The organism is Streptomyces omiyaensis, from assembly GCF_014650895.1.
Lineage (GTDB): Bacteria > Actinomycetota > Actinomycetes > Streptomycetales > Streptomycetaceae > Streptomyces > Streptomyces omiyaensis.
Genome location: NZ_BMVV01000008.1, coordinates 293077 through 310537, shown reverse-complemented (window position 1 = coordinate 310537; position 17461 = coordinate 293077). Strand labels below are relative to the sequence as shown.

16 protein-coding genes are annotated in these 17461 nt (G+C 72.4%); 3 read left to right on the top strand and 13 right to left on the bottom strand.

Annotation, left to right across the window (positions count from 1 at the left end; all coding sequences use genetic code 11):
- Positions 1 to 138 precede the first annotated feature (138 nt).
- The 11 genes from yajC to pgsA form a co-directional block, all read right to left on the bottom strand.
- Complete coding sequence (gene yajC / locus IE287_RS16520; protein ID WP_189849862.1) at positions 139 to 579, bottom strand: preprotein translocase subunit YajC; 441 nt, start codon at positions 577 to 579, stop codon at positions 139 to 141.
- A 202-nt stretch (positions 580 to 781) separates the two neighbouring features.
- A complete protein-coding gene (gene ruvB / locus IE287_RS16515; protein WP_189849801.1) occupies positions 782 to 1861 on the bottom strand; it encodes a Holliday junction branch migration DNA helicase RuvB in 1080 nt (359 codons plus the stop codon).
- Positions 1862 to 1899: 38 nt separating this feature from the next.
- Complete coding sequence (gene ruvA / locus IE287_RS16510; RefSeq protein ID WP_189849800.1) at positions 1900 to 2532, bottom strand: Holliday junction branch migration protein RuvA; 633 nt, start codon at positions 2530 to 2532, stop codon at positions 1900 to 1902.
- Complete coding sequence (gene ruvC, locus IE287_RS16505; protein ID WP_189849799.1) at positions 2529 to 3059, bottom strand: crossover junction endodeoxyribonuclease RuvC; 531 nt, start codon at positions 3057 to 3059, stop codon at positions 2529 to 2531. Before ruvC ends, ruvA begins: the two co-directional genes overlap by 4 nt.
- 122 nt (positions 3060 to 3181) lie before the next feature.
- Complete coding sequence (locus tag IE287_RS16500; RefSeq protein ID WP_189849798.1) at positions 3182 to 3934, bottom strand: YebC/PmpR family DNA-binding transcriptional regulator; 753 nt, start codon at positions 3932 to 3934, stop codon at positions 3182 to 3184.
- 63 nt (positions 3935 to 3997) lie between these two features.
- Positions 3998 to 4588, bottom strand: coding sequence for a pyridoxal 5'-phosphate synthase glutaminase subunit PdxT (gene pdxT, locus IE287_RS16495; RefSeq protein WP_189849797.1), 591 nt, complete (start codon positions 4586 to 4588; stop codon positions 3998 to 4000).
- A gap of 6 nt (positions 4589 to 4594) precedes the next feature.
- Positions 4595 to 5503, bottom strand: coding sequence for a pyridoxal 5'-phosphate synthase lyase subunit PdxS (pdxS, locus tag IE287_RS16490; protein WP_189849796.1), 909 nt, complete (start codon positions 5501 to 5503; stop codon positions 4595 to 4597).
- A 135-nt stretch (positions 5504 to 5638) separates the two neighbouring features.
- Positions 5639 to 6181, bottom strand: a complete 543-nt coding sequence (locus IE287_RS16485) for a hypothetical protein (protein WP_030745424.1) — start codon at positions 6179 to 6181, stop codon at positions 5639 to 5641.
- A 721-nt stretch (positions 6182 to 6902) separates the two neighbouring features.
- Complete coding sequence (locus IE287_RS16480) at positions 6903 to 8057, bottom strand: glycosyltransferase family 4 protein (RefSeq protein WP_189849795.1); 1155 nt, start codon at positions 8055 to 8057, stop codon at positions 6903 to 6905.
- Complete coding sequence (locus IE287_RS16475; RefSeq protein ID WP_229883518.1) at positions 8054 to 8995, bottom strand: phosphatidylinositol mannoside acyltransferase; 942 nt, start codon at positions 8993 to 8995, stop codon at positions 8054 to 8056. The genes IE287_RS16480 and IE287_RS16475 overlap by 4 nt, the downstream gene beginning before the upstream one ends.
- Positions 8992 to 9657 carry a phosphatidylinositol phosphate synthase gene (gene pgsA / locus IE287_RS16470; RefSeq protein ID WP_189849794.1) on the bottom strand — a complete coding sequence of 222 codons (666 nt, stop codon included), beginning with the start codon at positions 9655 to 9657 and terminating at the stop codon, positions 8992 to 8994. The genes IE287_RS16475 and pgsA overlap by 4 nt, the downstream gene beginning before the upstream one ends.
- Positions 9658 to 9924: 267 nt before the next feature.
- On the opposite strand from pgsA, the gene IE287_RS16465 reads away from it, so the two are divergent.
- Positions 9925 to 12132 carry an elongation factor G-like protein EF-G2 gene (locus IE287_RS16465; RefSeq protein ID WP_189849793.1) on the top strand — a complete coding sequence of 736 codons (2208 nt, stop codon included), beginning with the start codon at positions 9925 to 9927 and terminating at the stop codon, positions 12130 to 12132.
- Positions 12133 to 12307: 175 nt separating this feature from the next.
- Positions 12308 to 13966 carry an AbeC-like domain-containing protein gene (locus IE287_RS16460; RefSeq protein ID WP_189849792.1) on the top strand — a complete coding sequence of 553 codons (1659 nt, stop codon included), beginning with the start codon at positions 12308 to 12310 and terminating at the stop codon, positions 13964 to 13966.
- A 65-nt stretch (positions 13967 to 14031) separates the two neighbouring features.
- Here the strand turns inward: IE287_RS16460 and IE287_RS16455 are convergent, their stop codons facing one another.
- Positions 14032 to 14595 (bottom strand): HIT family protein, encoded by a 564-nt coding sequence (locus IE287_RS16455; protein WP_189849791.1) that lies wholly within the window; start codon positions 14593 to 14595, stop codon positions 14032 to 14034.
- 65 nt (positions 14596 to 14660) lie between these two features.
- Between IE287_RS16455 and IE287_RS16450 the strand changes: the two genes are divergently transcribed.
- Positions 14661 to 15365 (top strand): potassium channel family protein, encoded by a 705-nt coding sequence (locus tag IE287_RS16450; RefSeq protein ID WP_189849790.1) that lies wholly within the window; start codon positions 14661 to 14663, stop codon positions 15363 to 15365.
- A 14-nt stretch (positions 15366 to 15379) separates the two neighbouring features.
- Here IE287_RS16450 and thrS read toward each other — a convergent pair whose 3' ends face one another.
- Positions 15380 to 17356 (bottom strand): threonine--tRNA ligase, encoded by a 1977-nt coding sequence (gene thrS, locus IE287_RS16445; RefSeq protein WP_189849789.1) that lies wholly within the window; start codon positions 17354 to 17356, stop codon positions 15380 to 15382.
- Positions 17357 to 17461: the final 105 nt, after the last annotated feature.

Sequence of the window (17461 nt, the reverse complement as noted above, 5' to 3'; positions counted from 1 at the left end):
TCTCCCTGTCCAAACCGTCCGGGCGCCGGATGGGCGCACGGAGGCCACCAAGTATGTGTGGGGACCATCCCCCGCAGACGTCCGACCGTTCCCGGCCGCGGCCGCGCCGTGGGGCGTGGCCGCGTCACCGGGTGCGGCTTACTTCGCCTCGGTCTCGCCGTCGGCCTTGCCGTCCTTCTCGACCTCGGCCTCGGCCGCGTCCGACTTCTTCGTCAGGTCGGCCTTCGGGGCCTCGTCGGCCGCGTCGGTCAGCGAGGAGGCGTCGTCCGGGACGACCGTGTCGGAACCGGTGGCGTCGTCCTCGTCGGTGTCGCCGTGGACGATCCGGTTGTACTCGGCGTCGTCGAGGACCGCGCCGATCGCGTTCTTCGCGTAGACGGCGTGCACGCCGGGCGCGACCTCGAGCAGGACGGTCTCGTCCTGGATCTCCTTGACGGTGGCGTACATTCCCCCGATCGTGCGTACGCCGGTGCCGGGCTGCATCTGGTTGCGCATCTCCGCCGCCTGCTGCTGCTTCTTCTTGGCAGAGCGGGTCATCAGGAACATCGCCCCGATGAGCACGATGAAGGGGAGGAGCATGCCGATGTTATTCACGGGACGGAAATCCTTCGCACGGTCACGGAGAACCCGCGGCCTGATCTTCGGGGGTGGGCACGCCGACCGGAAAGGGCGGCATCGGCGGAGTCTAGGCGAGTCCGCATCGATGGAACAACGCCCAGCATGGCACCGTGGTTCCTCCTCGGGCGATACTCCGCGCCGTCACCCGTCCGTCACAGCGGCCTCAGGCGCCGAAGAGCCCCTGTTGTCCCGATCCCGCCCCCGCCGGGCCCGCTGCCTGCGGCGGAACCAGTCCGAGGTGGGTCCACGCGGCGGGCGTGGCGACCCGGCCACGGGGAGTGCGCGCCAGCAGTCCCTCCCGTACGAGGAAGGGCTCGGCCACCTCCTCGACGGTCTCGCGCTCCTCCCCCACGGCGACGGCGAGGGTGGAGAGGCCGACGGGCCCGCCGCCGAAGAGCTTGAGCAGGGCTTCGAGGACCGCGCGGTCGAGGCGGTCGAGGCCGCGGCTGTCCACCTCGTACACCCGGAGGGCGGCGGCGGCGATCTCGCGGGTGATCACTCCGTCCGCCCTGACCTGGGCGTAGTCGCGGACGCGGCGCAGCAGCCGGTTGGCGATGCGGGGGGTGCCGCGGGAGCGGCCGGCGATCTCGGCGGCGCCGGCCGGGTCGATCTCCACGTCGAGGAGTCCGGCGGAGCGGGTGACGACCCGCTCCAGCTCGTGCGGCTCGTAGAACTCCATGTGGGCGGTGAAGCCGAAGCGGTCGCGGAGCGGGGGCGGCAGCAGGCCGGCCCGTGTGGTGGCGCCGACCAGGGTGAAGGGCGGCAGGTCGAGCGGGATGGCGGTGGCGCCGGGGCCCTTGCCGACGATGACGTCGACGCGGAAGTCCTCCATCGCCATGTAGAGCATCTCCTCGGCGGGCCGGGACATCCGGTGGATCTCGTCGAGGAAGAGGATCTCGCCCTCCTGGAGGGAGGAGAGGATCGCGGCGAGGTCGCCGGCGTGCTGGATGGCGGGGCCGGAGGTGATCCTGATCGGCGCGTTCATCTCCGCGGCGATGATCATCGACAGGGTGGTCTTGCCGAGGCCGGGGGCGCCGGAGAGCAGGACGTGGTCGGCGGTGGCGCCGCGCTGGCGGGCCGCCTTGAGGACGAGGTCGAGCTGCTGCCGGACCTTCTCCTGGCCGATGAACTCGCCGAGGTCCTTGGGGCGCAGGGCGGCCTCGACGGCCTGGTCGTCGCCCTCGGCGGCGGCGCCGACGATCCGCTCCTCGTGGGCGGATGCCGTCTCGTCGTCCCAGTTCACGGTGGTGTCTTCCTTCGTACGGAGAGGGTCTGCGGCGGTCAGCGGGCGCGGTTGAGCGTCTGCAGGGCGGCGCGCAGCAGCTGGGGCACGGGCGCGGAGCCGGTCTCGGCGAGCGCGGCCTCGGCCTGCGGGGCGACCGCGGCGACGGCCTCCTCGGCCTCGCGGCTCGGGTAGCCCAGGCCGACGAGGGCGGCGGCCAGCTGCTCGGTCCAGGGGGCGGGCCCGGTGGCGACGGCGCGCTGCTGGCCGACGAGTCCGCTGCTGCCGAGGGGCTGGCCGAGCTTGTCCTTCAGCTCCAGGAGGAGCTTCTGGGCGCCCTTCTTGCCGATGCCGGGGACGGCGGTGAGCGCCTTCTCGTCACCGGTGGAGACGGCGAGGCGGAGCGCGTCGGGGCTGTGCACGCCGAGCATGGCCTGGGCGAGGCGGGGGCCGACGCCGCTGGCGGTCTGGAGCAGCTCGAAGACCTGCCGCTCGTCGTCGTCCGCGAAGCCGTACAGCGTGAGGGAGTCCTCGCGGACGACGAGCGAGGTGGCGAGCCGGGCGTGCTCGCCGACGCGGAGGCCGGCGAGGGTGCCCGGGGTGCACTGGACGGCCATGCCGACGCCGCCGACCTCGACGACGGCGGTGGTGGGGGCGACGGCGGCGACCGGGCCGCTGACGAAGGCGATCATGACGTGCGGCCTTTCGAGGCGTGCAGGGCGACGGCCTGCTGGAGGCGGTTCTGGGCGGGGGCGCGCCAGATGTGGCAGATGGCGAGGGCGAGGGCGTCGGCGGCGTCGGCGGGCTTGGGCGGGGCGGAGAGCCGGAGCAGCCGGGTGACCATGGCGCCGACCTGGGCCTTGTCGGCGCGGCCGGAGCCGGTGACGGCGGCCTTGACCTCGCTGGGGGTGTGCAGGGCGACGGGGATGCCGCGCCGGGAGGCGCAGAGCATGGCGACGGCGCTGGCCTGCGCGGTGCCCATCACCGTGCGCACGTTGTGCTGGCTGAACACCCGCTCCACGGCGACCAGTTCGGGCTGGAAGCGGTCGATCCACTCCTCGATGCCGCGCTCGATGCCGACGAGGCGGAGGCCGATGTCGGCGTCGGCGGGGGTGCGGACGACGCCGACCCCGAGCATGGTGAGCGGCCGTCCGGCGACGCCTTCGACGACACCGACGCCGCAGCGGGTGAGCCCCGGGTCCACCCCCAGTACGCGCACGTCGCCGCCTCCCTTCGATCAGCTATTCGTGCAGGCTATCGGGTGCCACCGACAACGCAGCGGGCCGACGGGGTGTGTCCCCGTCGGCCCGCTGCGGTGAAGCGGTGTGGAGCGGCCGGCGCTCAGGCGTCGACCTTCTCCATGACCTCGTCGCTGACGTCGAAGTTGGCGAAGACGTTCTGCACGTCGTCGCTGTCCTCCAGGGCGTCGATCAGCTTGAAGATCTTGCGCGCGCCCTCCTCGTCGAGCTCGACCTGCATGGTCGGGACGAAGCTGGACTCGGCCGAGTCGTAGTCGAAGCCGGCCTCCTGGAGCGCGGTGCGGACCGCGACCAGGTCGGTGGCCTCGCTGATGACCTCGAAGGACTCGCCGAGGTCGTTGACCTCCTCGGCGCCCGCGTCGAGCACGACCTCCAGGACGTCGTCCTCGGTCCGCTCGCCCTTGGGGAGCACGACGACGCCCTTGCGGTTGAACAGGTACGAGACGGAGCCGGGGTCGGCCATCGAGCCGCCGTTGCGGGTCATGGCGACGCGCACGTCGGAGGCGGCGCGGTTGCGGTTGTCGGTGAGGCACTCGATGAGCACCGCGACGCCGTTCGGGCCGTAGCCCTCGTACATGATCGTCTCGTAGTCGGCGCCGCCGGCCTCGAGACCCGCACCGCGCTTGAGCGCCGAGTCGATGTTCTTGTTCGGGACCGACTGCTTCTTCGCCTTCTGGACGGCGTCGAACAGCGTCGGGTTGCCGTCCAGGTCGGCACCGCCGGTACGGGCGGCCACCTCGATGTTCTTGATCAGCTTCGCGAAGAGCTTGCCGCGCTTGGCGTCGATCACGGCCTTCTTGTGCTTCGTCGTAGCCCATTTAGAGTGGCCGGACATCTGCCTGTCTCCTTCGCGTAACCAACTTCTTGAACGAACCCCAGCGATCCTACCGGGATCACGTCACCGATCCGCGCGCACCATGTCCACGAACAGCTCGTGAATGCGGTGGTCCCCGGTGAGCTCGGGGTGGAAGGAGGTCGCGAGCGCCTTGCCCTGGCGGACCGCGACGATGTGGCCCTCGTGCTCGGCGAGCACCTCGGTCGCGGCGCCGACGGACTCCACCCACGGGGCGCGGATGAAGACGCCCTCGACGGGGGTGTCTATCCCCGTGACGGTGACTCCGGCCTCGAAGGACTCGTTCTGCCGCCCGAAGGCGTTGCGGCGCACGATCATGTCGATGCCGCCGAAGGTCTCCTGGCCCGAGCGCGGGTCGAGGATCTTGTCGGCGAGCATGATCAGGCCGGCGCAGGTGCCGTAGACCGGCATGCCCGCGGCGATCCGCTCGCGGATCGGCTCCATGAGGCCGAAGAGGACGGCCAGCTTGGAGATGGTGGTGGACTCGCCGCCGGGGAGGACCAGGCCGTCGACCTCGGCGAGCTCTTCGGGGCGCCGGACCGGCCTGGCCACGGCGTCCGCCGCGGCCAGGGCGATCAGGTGCTCCCGCACGTCGCCCTGGAGGGCCAGGACTCCGATCACGGGGGTGCTGCTCATCGGTGCTTACCAGCCCCGGTTGGCGTAGCGCTCGGACTCGGGGAGGGTGTCGCAGTTGATGCCGACCATGGCCTCGCCGAGGTTGCGGGAGGCGTCCGCGATGACCTTCGGGTCGTCGTAGAAGGTGGTGGCCTTCACGATGGCGGCGGCGCGCTTGGCCGGGTCGCCCGACTTGAAGATGCCGGAGCCGACGAAGACGCCCTCGGCGCCGAGCTGGCGCATCAGCGCGGCGTCGGCGGGGGTGGCGACGCCACCGGCGGAGAAGAGGACCACGGGGAGCTTGCCGAGCTCGGCGACCTCCTTGACGAGCTCGTACGGGGCGCGCAGGTCCTTGGCGGCGGCGAACAGCTCGTTGTTGTCGAAGCCGCGCAGCTTGGCGATCTCGTTCTTGATCTGGCGCAGGTGGCGGACGGCCTCGACGACGTTGCCGGTGCCGGCCTCGCCCTTGGAGCGGATCATGGCCGCGCCCTCGGCGATGCGGCGCAGGGCCTCGCCCAGGTTGGTGGCGCCACAGACGAAGGGGGTGGTGAAGGCCCACTTGTCGGAGTGGTTGATCTCGTCGGCCGGGGTGAGGACCTCGGACTCGTCGATGTAGTCGACGCCGAGGGACTGGAGGACCTGGGCCTCGACGAAGTGGCCGATGCGGGACTTGGCCATCACGGGGATGGAGACCGCGCCGATGATCTCCTCGATCATGTTCGGGTCGGACATCCGGGCCACGCCGCCGTCCTTGCGGATGTCCGCGGGGACCCGCTCCAGGGCCATGACGGCGACGGCGCCGGCGTCCTCGGCGATCTTCGCCTGCTCGGCGTTGACCACGTCCATGATCACGCCGCCCTTGAGCTGCTCGGCCATGCCGCGCTTCACGCGGGCGGTGCCGGTCTCGGGGGTCTGGGGGGTGGTGGAGCTGGACACGGGAACCTCACTCGTGACAACGGGTTCAACGGGGCGTTGACGACTAGAGCGAGGAAACAATCCGGGACCGGTCCACAGCAAGGGCCAATGTGCAGGCTGTGGATCCTTTTCGCGCGAATCCGAGGCCGCAGGGGCTCAGGACGGGCGATCGGCCAGGGCCACCGGCGGTTCGTCGTCCATTTCGAAGGCCATCGGGAAGGGCGCGTGGCCCGCGAGCCGGAACCAGCGGACCTTGCGGTGGCGGCGCAGGGCGCGGGCGGCGCGGACGGCGTCGTTGTGGAAGCGGCGGGCCATCGGGACGCGGCGGACCGCGGCGGCCAGCTCCCCGGCGGCCTCCTCGCCACCGGGCGCCTCCCGTACCAGCTCCACCTGCTCGGGCTCGCCGAAGACCGCCCGCAGGGCCTGGCTCAGCTCGCTCTCCGCGACCTCCCGGTGGTCCTCCTCCGCCTGCCGGGCGGCGTGCGCGGCCTCGTACAGGACGATCGAGGCGGCCGGATCGAGGACTCCGGAGGTGGCCAGCTCCTGGGTGACCGAGGCCCGGCGCAGCAGCTGGGCGTCGAGCGCGGCGCGCGCCGCGTCGATGCGGGTGTGCAGCCGGTCGAGCCGTCCGGCGGTCCAGCTCAGGTAGACGCCGATGAGGATCAGCGCGACGACGGTCCAGATCAGGGTTTCGGTCACGGGCGCACAGGCTACCCGGGCGGGTGCGGCACACCGTCCCGAAGGGCGTGGTCGCGGGCGAACGGGACACGGACCGGCCGCCCGTCCGCGCGCTCGGCGAGCCGCCCGAGCCGGGACCGGTACGGCGTCCCGAAGTCGGCGGCCGTGTCGTACGCCTGCCCGGCGAGGGCGTCAGGCGGTCGCCGTGGTCGAGGAGGAGCGACTGGTGCCCCTCGACGCGTCCCGGCGTCGGCAGGACCGGGGTCCCGGGGGCGATCTCGTGCTCCCCGCCGCTCTCCGTCCAGGCGACGCCGGGCAGGAGGGAGTCGATGGTGCGGTCGCCCGCCCGCGCGGTGGCGAGCTCGGCGCGCCGGACGAGGGCCGGGGTGCCGGGGAAGCGCCGATCGCCGCCGGTGCGGTCGAGGTGCAGGGGCAGTCGACCAGCGGGGCGGCCTCCGCGGGCGGGACGGCGAGGGGGCGGCGCACGATGCCGTAGGGGGCGTCGGTCTCCGGCGAGCCCTCGCCCGTGCCGGTGTCGAAGGGGACGGTGCCGGCGGGGTGGCGGACGAGATGGGCGAGCGCGGGCCCCACGCGCGTGGGGCCCGTCCCACGCGTCGGCGGGGCGCGTGAAGCGTCCGAGGTCGGGCCGCGGTCGCGTGGATCACCCGGCCGGCCCGCCCGGCGGCCCCCGTGAGGGGCGGCGTTCCGCCGGGGGCGGAACGCCTGCCCGCGCCGGCGGGTCCTACAGCCCCAGCCTCGCCCGCAGGCCGCCCGTCTTCTCGTCGGTGTCGACCGCCGCCGCGCCGTCCGCGACCGTCTCGTAGACCGCCAGGATGTCCGCGCCGACGGTGGACCAGTCGAAGCGCCGCACGTGCGCGGAGCCCCGCGCGCTCAGCTCCGCGCGGCGCGCGGGGTCGCCGAGCAGCCGGATCGCGGCCTCGGCCAGCGCGTCCGCGTCCTCGTTGGCGAAGAGCTCGCCCGCCGCGCCCTGGTCGAGGACCTGCGCGAAGGCGTCCAGGTCGGCGGCGAGGACCGGTGCCCCGGCCGACAGGGCCTCGACGAGGATGATGCCGAAGGACTCGCCGCCCGTGTTGGGCGCCACGTACACGTCGACGCTCCGCAGCAGCCGCGCCTTGTCCTCGTCGCTGACCATGCCGAGGAACTCCACCCGGGAGCGCATCTCCCGGGGCAGCGAGGCCACCGCCTCCTCCTCGTCGCCGCGGCCGGCGACGAGGAGCCGGGCGCCGGGCCGCTCGGTGAGGATCCGGGGCAGGGCCCTCATCAGGACCGGCAGGCCCTTGCGGGGCTCGTCGATCCGCCCGATGAAGCCCAGCGTCCCGCCCTGCCACTCCGCCTTCGGCTCCGCGTCGGCGAAGAACCCGACGTCGACGCCGTTGGGGATGACGACCGCGTCGCCGCCGAGGTGCTCCACCAGGGTGCGGCGGGCGTACTCGCTGACCGCGATCCGGGCGCTGATCTTCTCCAGCGCCGGCTGGAGGATCGGGTACGCGGCGATCATCGCCCGGGAGCGCGGGTTGGAGGTGTGGAAGGTGGCGACGATCGGCCCCTGCGCCGCCCAGCAGGTGAGCAGCCCCAGCGAGGGCGAGGTCGGCTCGTGGATGTGGACGACGTCGAAGGTGCCGTCGTGCAGCCAGCGCCGGACCCGCGCGGCGGAGAGGAAGCCGAAGCTGAGCCGGGCCACCGAGCCGTTGTACGACACCGGCACGGCGCGCCCGGCCGAGACCACGTACGGCGGCAGCGGGGTGTCGTCGTCGGCGGGGGCCAGGACGGAGACCTCGTGGCCGAGCCGGATCAGGTGCTCGGCGAGGTCGCGGATGTGGAACTGGACGCCGCCCGGTACGTCCCAGGAGTACGGGCAGACGATCCCGATCTTCACGGCGTGCGCTCCTCCAGGTCCGCCAGCCAGAGGCGCTGGAGCATGTGCCAGTCCTCCGGATGGTCCGCGATGGCCCCGGCGAAGACGTCGGCGAGGGCCTGTGTCATGACGGACGCCCGGGCGGCCCGGTCACCTGAGCCGGGCACCTCGACGGGCGCGTGCACCTGTCCCTGCATGACGTCGGAGTCGTCGTACCAGAGGGTCACCGGCAGCAGGAGCGCGCCGGTCTGGAGGGCGAGCATGGCCGGTCCCGCGGGCATCCGGGTGGTCTCGCCGAAGAAGGCGACCTCGACCCCGGAGGCGGACAGGTCCCGGTCGGCCACCAGGCAGACCAGTCCGCCGGCCCGCAGCCGCCGGGCCAGGGTCCCGAAGGCGGCGCCGCCGGTGTGCGGCAGCACCTCCATCCCGAGGGACTCCCGGTAGGCGACGAAGCGGTCGTACAGCGACTCGGGCCTGAGCCGCTCGGCGACGGTGGCGAAGGGCACTCCGAGGGCGCGGGTCACCCAGACGCCGGCCAGGTCCCAGTTGCCCATGTGGGGCAGGGCGAGGACGACGCCCCGCCCGGAGGCGAGCCCGTCCATCAGGTGGTGGGCGTCCTTGAGCGAGAAGCTGTTCGCGGCCCGTTCGCGGCTCCAGGTGGGGAGCCGGAAGGACTCCATCCAGTAGCGCATGTACGAGCGCATGCCGGCCTTCGACAGCTCGGCGAGCCGCTCGGGCGTGGCGTCCGGCACCACGCGCGCGAGGTTGGCCTCCAGGCGCAGCACGCCCTTGCCGCGCCGCTTCCACGCGATGTCGGCGATCTGCCGGCCGAGGGCCTTGGCCGCCGGTTCCGGGAGCTTCTTGACGGTCGCCCAGCCGAGCCCGTACAGCCCGTCGGCCAGCCTGTCCTTCAGCGTGCCCGTGTCCTTCGGTGTGCTCTTGTCCTTCGGTGTGCTCACGAGGCCGCTCCGCTCCCCCCGGCCGCCGGGGCGGCGTCCGCCTCGGCCGCTTCCCTGCGTACCGTCACGACCCGCTGCCCCAGGGTCACGGCCGAACCGGCGGCCACGATCCACAGCGCGATCGGCAGCAGCACGTCGACGCCGGGCACGCCGAAGGCGTGCAGGCCGGCGAGGCCCGCGGCGACCAGCGAGATCACCAGGCGCTCGGCCCGCTCGACCAGGCCGTTGACCGCGACCGGCAGGCCGATCGACTCGCCGCGCGCCTTGGTGTACGAGACGACCTGACCGCTCGCCAGGCAGAAGATCGACACCGCGCACAGCACGTTGTCGTCGCCCTTGCCCGCGTACCAGAGGGCGAAGCCTCCGAAGATCGCCCCGTCGGCGACCCGGTCGAGGGTCGAGTCGAGGAAGGCGCCCCAGCGGCTGGAGATCCCCGCCTGCCGGGCCATGTTGCCGTCGACGAGGTCGGAGAAGACGAAGAGCGTGATCACGATCGTGCCCCAGAAGAACTCGCCCCTGGGGAAGAAGACCAGCGCTCCGGCGACCACTCCCGCCGTGCCGATCAGCGTCACGGCGTCGGGACTGACGCCCCGGCGGAGCAGAAACGCGGCGAACGGTGTGAGGACACGCGTAAAAAACGCACGCGCGTACTTGTTCAGCATGGCCTTCCCGAGGTTTCGGCGGGCCGTGCGGTCCTATGACCACCGGCTCACCCATCGTAGCCACGCGCGTGGCGGGGTACGGGAGCGCACCCGCCCCGCCGCGTCGGGGCACCCCTGGGGGCCCACGGGTGTACGACGTATGGACGCGTCCCCGCGTCGGTGCAAAGCTCGAAGGAGCACCCCGCGGGCACCGCCGGAGCCGCACCGCGATGCCACTCCCCCGCGCCCGCTCCCACCCCTCACCGTCTCACGGCCGGGAGGATCATCATGGGCGACAAGGCGCGGACCCCCGCCGGGGCCGCCGGCAGGGCACCGACGGCCGACCGGCCCTCGGAGGTACGGAACGTGGTGCTGGTCGGCCACAGCGGCTCGGGCAAGACGACGCTCGTCGAGGCGCTCGCGCAGACCGCCGGGGCGCTGGGCAGACCCGGCCGGGTCGAGGACGGGGCGACCGTCTCCGACTACGACGAGATCGAGCACCGGCAGCACCGCTCCGTCCAGCTCTCCCTCGTCCCGGTCGGCTGGGACGGCTTCAAGATCAATCTGCTGGACACCCCCGGGTACGCCGATTTCGTCGGGGAGCTGAGGGCCGGTCTGCGCGCGGCGGACGCGGCCCTCTTCGTCGTCTCCGCCGCCCAGGAGGCCGACGCGGTCGCCGCCTCCACCCGGATGGTCTGGGAGGAGTGCGCGGCCGTCGGCATGCCCCGGGCGATCGTCGTCACCCACCTCGACACCGCCCGCACCGGCTTCGCCGAGCTGACGGAGGTCTGCGCGGAGCTCTTCGGCGCCGAGGACCCCGACGCCGTCCTCCCCCTCTACCTGCCGGTGCACGGTCCCGAGGGCCCCGACGGGCACGCGCCCGCCACCGGGCTGATCGGCCTGCTCTCGGAGCGGGTCCTCGACTACTCCACGGGCGTCCGGCGCGAACTGCCGCCCGGCGACGCCGACCTCGGGCCGATCGCCGGCGCGCGGGCCCGGCTCATCGAGGGGATCATCGCCGAGAGCGAGGACGAGACCCTGATGGACCGCTATCTCGGCGGCGAGGAGGTCGACCTCGGGACCCTCGTCGGCGATCTGGAGAAGGCGGTCGCCCGCGGCGGCTTCCACCCCGTGCTCGCCGCCGCGCCGGCCGCCGACGGCGGCGGCCAGGGCCTGGGCACGGTCGAGCTCCTGGAGCTGATCACGCGCGGCTTCCCCTCCCCGCTGGAGCACGAGCCGCCCGCCGTCACCACCCCCTCCGGGGAGCCCCGGCCCCCGCTCGCCTGCGATCCCGAGGGGCCGCTGGTCGCCGAGGTCGTGAAGACCGCCGCCGACCCCTACCAGGGCCGGATCTCCCTCGTCCGGGTCTTCTCCGGCACCCTGCGCCCCGACGAGACCGTGCACGTCTCCGGTCACGGCCTGGCCGACCGGGGCCACGAGGACCACGACGTCGACGAACGGGTCGGCGCCCTGTCCTCCCCCTTCGGCAAGCAGCAGCGGCCGATGGCGCACTGCGTCGCCGGCGACCTCGCGTGCGTCGCCCGGCTCGGCCGCGCCGAGACCGGCGACACCCTCTCCGCCAAGGACGACCCGCTCCTCATCGCCCCCTGGACCATGCCCGAGCCGCTGCTGCCGCTCGCCGTCGAGGCGCACTCCAAGGCCGACGAGGACCGTCTCTCGCAGGGCCTGGCCAAAATCGTCGCCGAGGACCCGACCCTCCGCCTCGAACAGAACCAGGACACCGGGCAGGTCGTGCTCTGGTGCCTCGGCGAGGCCCACCAGGACGTCGTCCTGGAGCGGCTGCGCGGCCGCTACGGGGTGCGCGTCGACGCGGTCCCCTACCGGGTGCCGCTGCGCGAGACCTTCGGCGCCGCCGCCTCCGGCCGCGGACGGCACGTCAAACAGTCCGGCGGACACGGCCAGTTCGCGATCTGCGAGATCGACGTCGAGCCGCTCCCGCCGGGCAGCGGCATCGAGTTCGTCGACAAGGTGGTGGGCGGCGCGGTCCCCCGTCCCTTCATCGGCTCCGTCGAGAAGGGCGTACGGGCCCAGGCCGCGCGCGGCGTCGCCGCCGGGCACCCGCTGGTCGACGTCCGGGTCACCCTGCGGGACGGCAAGGCCCACTCGGTGGACTCCTCCGACGCCGCCTTCCAGACGGCCGGGGCGCTCGCCCTGCGCGAGGCGGCCGCCGAGGTCCCGGTCCACCTCCTGGAGCCGGTCGCCGAGGTCCGGGTGCTCGTCCCCGACGAGTACGTCGGCGCGGTGATGAGCGACCTGTCGGGGCGTCGCGGCCGGGTCGTCGGCACCGACCAGGCCGGTCCCGGCCGCACGGTCGTCCGGGCCGAGGTGCCGGAGATCGAGATCGGCCGGTACGCCGTCGACCTGCGGTCCGTCTCCCACGGCACGGGCCGCTTCGACCGCAGCTACGCCCGGCACGAACCGATGCCCCCTCAGATCGCCGAACGCCTCCGCGAACAGACCGGAAAGCGACCCTAGTTGACGCGACGGCAGCGGTTCCCGTCCGTCCCGCCCCCGGCGGGCGGACGGGTTCCGGTCGCGGTTGTCCACAGCCCGTGACGCATACCACGCCACCCGGTTACGCTGTGGTGCCCAGCTCGGAAGGCGTGCCGGGCGCGGCAGTCGGGAACAGCCCGCACAGGTACTCGCGGTGATGGGGGCACAAGTGGCGATCGACGGTTTCGGACCGGGGGCACAGATCCCGCTCCAGGGCGGCAGCGGCCTGACCGGTGCGACGAACGCGCTGGCCTCGGCCGCGTACCGGGACAGCCCCCTGGAGACCATCCAGGAAGCCGACAACGAGTACTACAAGACCGGGATCAAGAAGGGGAAGTGGGAGAAGCTCTTCCGCCCCGACCTCGGCGAGGCCTTCTCGCGGGCCGTGCAGGTCCGCATGCTCGGCGGCGGCCGCAAGGCCCTCATCCAGTCCTTCGGCGCCGAGCCCCAGCCGGTGGTGGAGCACTGCCTCGCCGCCACCCACATCCGCCGCCGCCGCGACGTCAAGCTGACCCTCGTCACCTTCGTCTGCGGCGTCCTCTTCCTGCCCGGCCTGCTCCTCTGGCTCGGCTTGATCCACCTGCGCCGCACCGCCGCCGGCTCCGAGAACAAGCGGACCAGCCTCATCGGCACCGTCCTGCTCTGGGCCTTCGGCCTCGTCGCCGTCCTCTTCCTGCTCAAGCTCCCCTTCGACGGGGTGCTGCCCAACTACCTGCGGGCGATGATGGTCGCCCCGGTCGTCGGCTGGTACCTGGCGAGCCGGATCTGCCTGACCGCCGCCATGGACCTCCGCGAGCGCTGGACCGGGCTGCTCAGCGGCGGCGGCGTCGGCGCCCAGGTCCCCGAGTCCGTCCCCAAGGACCCGGGCGAGAAGTCCGCCGAGGAGCTCCGTCTCAACCTGGAGAAGCTCGCCGCCGAGCAGCAGTCCAACGTGGTCTTCTACGCCGGCCCCAAGGGCATCCTCGGCCTCGGCACCCGCTGGGGCAGCTGGACCCTGGCCGAGGAGCTGGTGCCCGTCGCGGGCCGCGAGATGCACGACTTCCGCGCCTGGGACCTGATCCGCAAGATCCACGACCAGCTCACCCTCCTGGAGCGCGGCTCCCTCAAGACCGGCTTCCCCAAGCCGACCGTGAAGCACTGGATCGTCTCCCCGGTGGGCGAGGGCGCCGACGAGGTCTCCCGCCCCGAGGGCGACAACATCGTCCACTTCCAGGTCAAGCCGCACGAGATACAGCGCATCTGCAACGAGCAGCAGTTCGACGCCGGCAACCGCCACTACCTGGGCGTCCAGTTCACCCTCTGGGACGGGAACGTGGTGCTCACCATGATGGTGACCGTCACCTCGCTCCACCACACCCTGCGCATCGAGGTCACCGGGCACGCCCTCGGCCCCGTCCACGGCCTCTTCACCACCAAGCCCAAGGGGAAGTCCAAGGAGGTCTCGAAGACCGTCCGCTTCTGGGAGACCAAGGAGATCCCCCAGCCGCTGCTCGGCACCGACGACATCGTCCGGCTCGCCGTCCGCGCCCCGCTCACCTGGTACCCGCCGGTCCTGGAGTTCCTCGGCGGCAAGATGAGCCTGCCCGAGCCCTTCGGCCTCCGGCACGTCTGGGCCGGCCCGCTCTGGAAGAACCGCTTCATGGCCGACGACGCCATCCGCATGGCCACCCCCGTGCTCCGCGCCGTCCACACCGCGACCATCCGCTTCCTCGACGAGCACAACGTGGACACCGAGCGCTTCACCAACCGCTCCCTCGTCCTGGGCGGGGGCGTGCAGGAGGCCGGTCCGAGGAAGGCCGACGTCTACGACGCCTGACCGCCGCCCGCGGGAACGCCGACGGCCCCGGGGCGCGCGCCCCGGGGCCGTACGGACACGACGGTTCAGACGGTGGCCGGCCAGGCGTCGGCCAGCATCTTCCGGGTGTCCGCGAGCAGCTGCGGGAGCACCTTGGTGTGACCGACGACCGGCATGAAGTTGGTGTCGCCGCCCCAGCGGGGCACGACGTGCTGGTGCAGGTGGGCGGCGATCCCGGCCCCCGCCACGGCGCCCTGGTTCATCCCGATGTTGAAGCCGTGCGCACCCGACGCGGCGCGCAGCGCGACCATCGCGCGCTTGGTGAAGTCGGCGAGCTCGGCCGTCTCCGCGGCGTCCAGGTCCGTGTAGTCGGCGACGTGCCGGTACGGGACGACCATCAGGTGTCCGCCGTTGTACGGGTACAGGTTGAGGACCGCGTACACGCTGCCGCCCCGGGCGATCACCAGCGCGTCCTCGTCCGACTTCGACGGGATCGAGCAGAACGGACAGCCGTCGTCGGCCCCCGGCCCGGTCGGCTTGTTCTCGCCCTGGATGTAGGCCATCCGGTGAGGCGTCCACAGGCGCTGGAACGCGTCCGGCGCCCCCACTCCGATCTGCTGCTCCGGCTCAGTCGTCATGCCGTGCAGCATATTGCTTCGCCCGTTCGGAACGTGTCGGCGGGGCGAGCGAAGCCTTCGCGGGTGATCCTGATCCGATGAGCGAAAGGCCCCCGAAACCGCCCCGCCAGGAATGCTGGGACCGCCGCATGGAGCTGCCGCTCGCCGTGGCCTCACTCGCCTACCTCGCGGGGTACGCGGTCCGGGTCCTCGCCCGCGACCACCTCCCGAGGCTCGGCGTGGACCTCTGCGTCGGGGTCGTCCTCGGCGCCTGGGCGGTCTTCGTCACGGACTACGTGGTGCGGCTCCGGCTCAGCGGCCTGCACCCGCTCCGCTTCGTCCGGACCCACCTGCTGGACACGGTGGTCCTCCTGCTGCCGCTGCTGCGCCCGGTCCGGATGGTGGCGCTCTACGACCGGGTGCAGCGCCGCCGGGGCCAGCCGCGGCTCGGCCTCTACGCCCGGGTGATGGTCTACTCCGGCCTCTCGGTCTCCCTGCTCGGCTTCACCGCCGCGCTCACCGTCTACCACCACGAGGCCGACGCCCCCGGCGCCACGATCCTCACCTTCGGCGACTCGGTCTGGTGGGCCTGCGCCACCCTGGCGACGGTCGGCTACGGCGACGTGACCCCGGTGACGCCGATCGGCAGGACGGTCGCGGTCGGCCTGATGGCCTGCGGGCTGGCGCTGCTGGGCGCGGTGACGGGTTCCTTCTCGTCCTGGCTGATCCAGGCCTTCACCCGGGAGGACGAGAAGCCGGGGAACGGGGAGAGGCCCCCGGGGGACTTCCCGGGGGCCTCCTGAAGCCGCGCCGGCCGTCAGACCTGGGCGCGCTCCTCGACGATCTTGGCGATCTTGGCGATGGCCTCGTCGGCGGGGATGCCGTTCTCCTGCGAACCGTCGCGGTAGCGGAAGGAGACGGCGCCGGCGGCCATGTCCTCGTCACCCGCGATGATCATGAAGGGGACCTTCTGCTTCTGCGCGTTGCGGATCTTCTTCTGCATCCGGTCCGAGGAGGAGTCGACCTCCACGCGCAGCCCCTGCTTCTTCGCCTTGGCGGCGAACTCCTGCAGGTAGTCGACGTGCGCGTCGCCGATCGGGATGCCGGTCGCCTGGACCGGGGCCAGCCACGGCGGCATGGCGCCCGCGTAGTGCTCCAGGAGCACCGCGAAGAACCGCTCGATCGAGCCGAAGAGCGCGCGGTGGATCATGACCGGGCGCTGCTTGGTGCCGTCCGGGGCGGTGTACTCCAGGTCGAAGCGCTCCGGCAGGTTGAAGTCGAGCTGGACGGTCGACATCTGCCAGGTGCGGCCGATGGCGTCCCGCGCCTGGACCGAGATCTTCGGGCCGTAGAAGGCGGCGCCGCCCGGGTCGGGGGTGAGCGGCAGGCCCTGCTTCTCGGCGACCTGCTGGAGGACGGCGGTGGCCTCCTCCCACACCTCGTCGGAGCCGACGAACTTCTCCGGGTCCTTGGTCGACAGCTCCAGGTAGAAGTCGGTCAGACCGTAGTCGCGGAGCAGGTTCAGGACGAAGGTCAGGGTGCGGTCGAGCTCGTCCGCCATCTGCTCGCGGGTGCAGTAGATGTGCGCGTCGTCCTGGGTGAAGCCGCGGGCGCGGGTCAGGCCGTGGACGACGCCCGACTTCTCGTACCGGTACACGGTGCCGAACTCGAACAGGCGCAGCGGCAGCTCACGGTAGGAGCGCCCGCGCGCGTCGAAGATCAGGTTGTGCATCGGGCAGTTCATGGGCTTGAGGTAGTAGTCCACGCCCTCGTCGAGCTGCATGGGGGGGTACATGCCCTCGGCGTACCAGTCGAGGTGGCCCGACTTCTCGAACAGCTTGCCCTTGGTGGCGTGCGGCGAGTAGACGAACTCGTAGCCCTCCTCCTCGTGCCGCTTGCGCGAGTAGTCCTCCATGACCCGGCGGATGATGCCGCCCTTGGGGTGGAAGACGGCGAGGCCGGAGCCGATCTCGTCCGGGACGGAGAAGAGGTCGAGCTCGTTGCCCAGCTTGCGGTGGTCGCGCTTCTCGGCCTCGGCCAGGAAGTCGAGGTGGGCCTTCAGCTCGTCCTTCGACGGCCAGGCGGTGCCGTAGATGCGCTGGAGCATCGGGTTCTTCTCGCTGCCGCGCCAGTAGGCGGCCGCGTTGCGCATGAGCTTGAACGCCGGGATGTTCCGGGTGGTGGGCAGGTGGGGACCGCGGCAGAGGTCCTTCCAGCACAGCTCGCCGGTCTTGGCGTCCAGGTTGTCGTAGATGGTCAGCTCGCCGCCGCCCACCTCGACGTTCGCACCGTCGTCGGTCGACGCGGAGCCCTTGATGCCGATGAGCTCCAGCTTGTACGGCTCGTCGGCGAGCTCCTCGCGGGCGTCCTCGTCGGTGACGACGCGGCGGGCGAAGCGCTGGCCGCGCTTCTGGATCTCCTGCATCTTCTTCTCGATGGCCTTGAGATCCTCGGGCGTGAACGGCTTCTCGACGTCGAAGTCGTAGTAGAAGCCGTCGCGGACCGGCGGGCCGATGCCCAGCTTGGCCTCGGGGAAGAGCTCCTGCACGGCCTGGGCCATGACGTGCGCGGTGGAGTGGCGCAGGATGTTCAGGCCGTCCTCGGAGCCGATCTCGACGCCCTCGACGACGTCGCCCTCGGCGAGCTCGTACGAGAGGTCCTTCAGCTCGCCCGCGACGCGGGCGGCGATGACGGTGCGGTCGTCGGCGAACAGGGCGCCGGCCGTGGTGCCCGCGCTCACCGTCCTCTCCTCGGGTCCTGAGGCGGTCGGGACGGTCACACGGACTTCGGACACGGGTACTCCATGCATCGGGGCGCCGGCAGACACGAGGTGCCGGCGTCGGTGGCGCGCGGCAGAGACGAGGTGCCGCGTCCCCTCGATCTTACGGGCCCGGCCGCT

What these genes read in the sequence shown, in the direction of transcription:
- yajC (WP_189849862.1), bottom strand. Translation starts at nt 579, where the DNA reads ATGCTCCTCCCCTTCATCGTGCTCATCGGGGCGATGTTCCTGATGACC.
- ruvA (WP_189849800.1), bottom strand. Translation starts at nt 2,532, where the DNA reads ATGATCGCCTTCGTCAGCGGCCCGGTCGCCGCCGTCGCCCCCACCACC.
- IE287_RS16500 (WP_189849798.1), bottom strand. Translation starts at nt 3,934, where the DNA reads ATGTCCGGCCACTCTAAATGGGCTACGACGAAGCACAAGAAGGCCGTG.
- pdxT (WP_189849797.1), bottom strand. Translation starts at nt 4,588, where the DNA reads ATGAGCAGCACCCCCGTGATCGGAGTCCTGGCCCTCCAGGGCGACGTG.
- pgsA (WP_189849794.1), bottom strand. Translation starts at nt 9,657, where the DNA reads ATGCTGAACAAGTACGCGCGTGCGTTTTTTACGCGTGTCCTCACACCG.
- IE287_RS16465 (WP_189849793.1), top strand. Translation starts at nt 9,925, where the DNA reads ATGGGCGACAAGGCGCGGACCCCCGCCGGGGCCGCCGGCAGGGCACCG.
- IE287_RS16460 (WP_189849792.1), top strand. Translation starts at nt 12,308, where the DNA reads ATGGGGGCACAAGTGGCGATCGACGGTTTCGGACCGGGGGCACAGATC.
- IE287_RS16455 (WP_189849791.1), bottom strand. Translation starts at nt 14,595, where the DNA reads ATGCTGCACGGCATGACGACTGAGCCGGAGCAGCAGATCGGAGTGGGG.
- IE287_RS16450 (WP_189849790.1), top strand. Translation starts at nt 14,661, where the DNA reads ATGAGCGAAAGGCCCCCGAAACCGCCCCGCCAGGAATGCTGGGACCGC.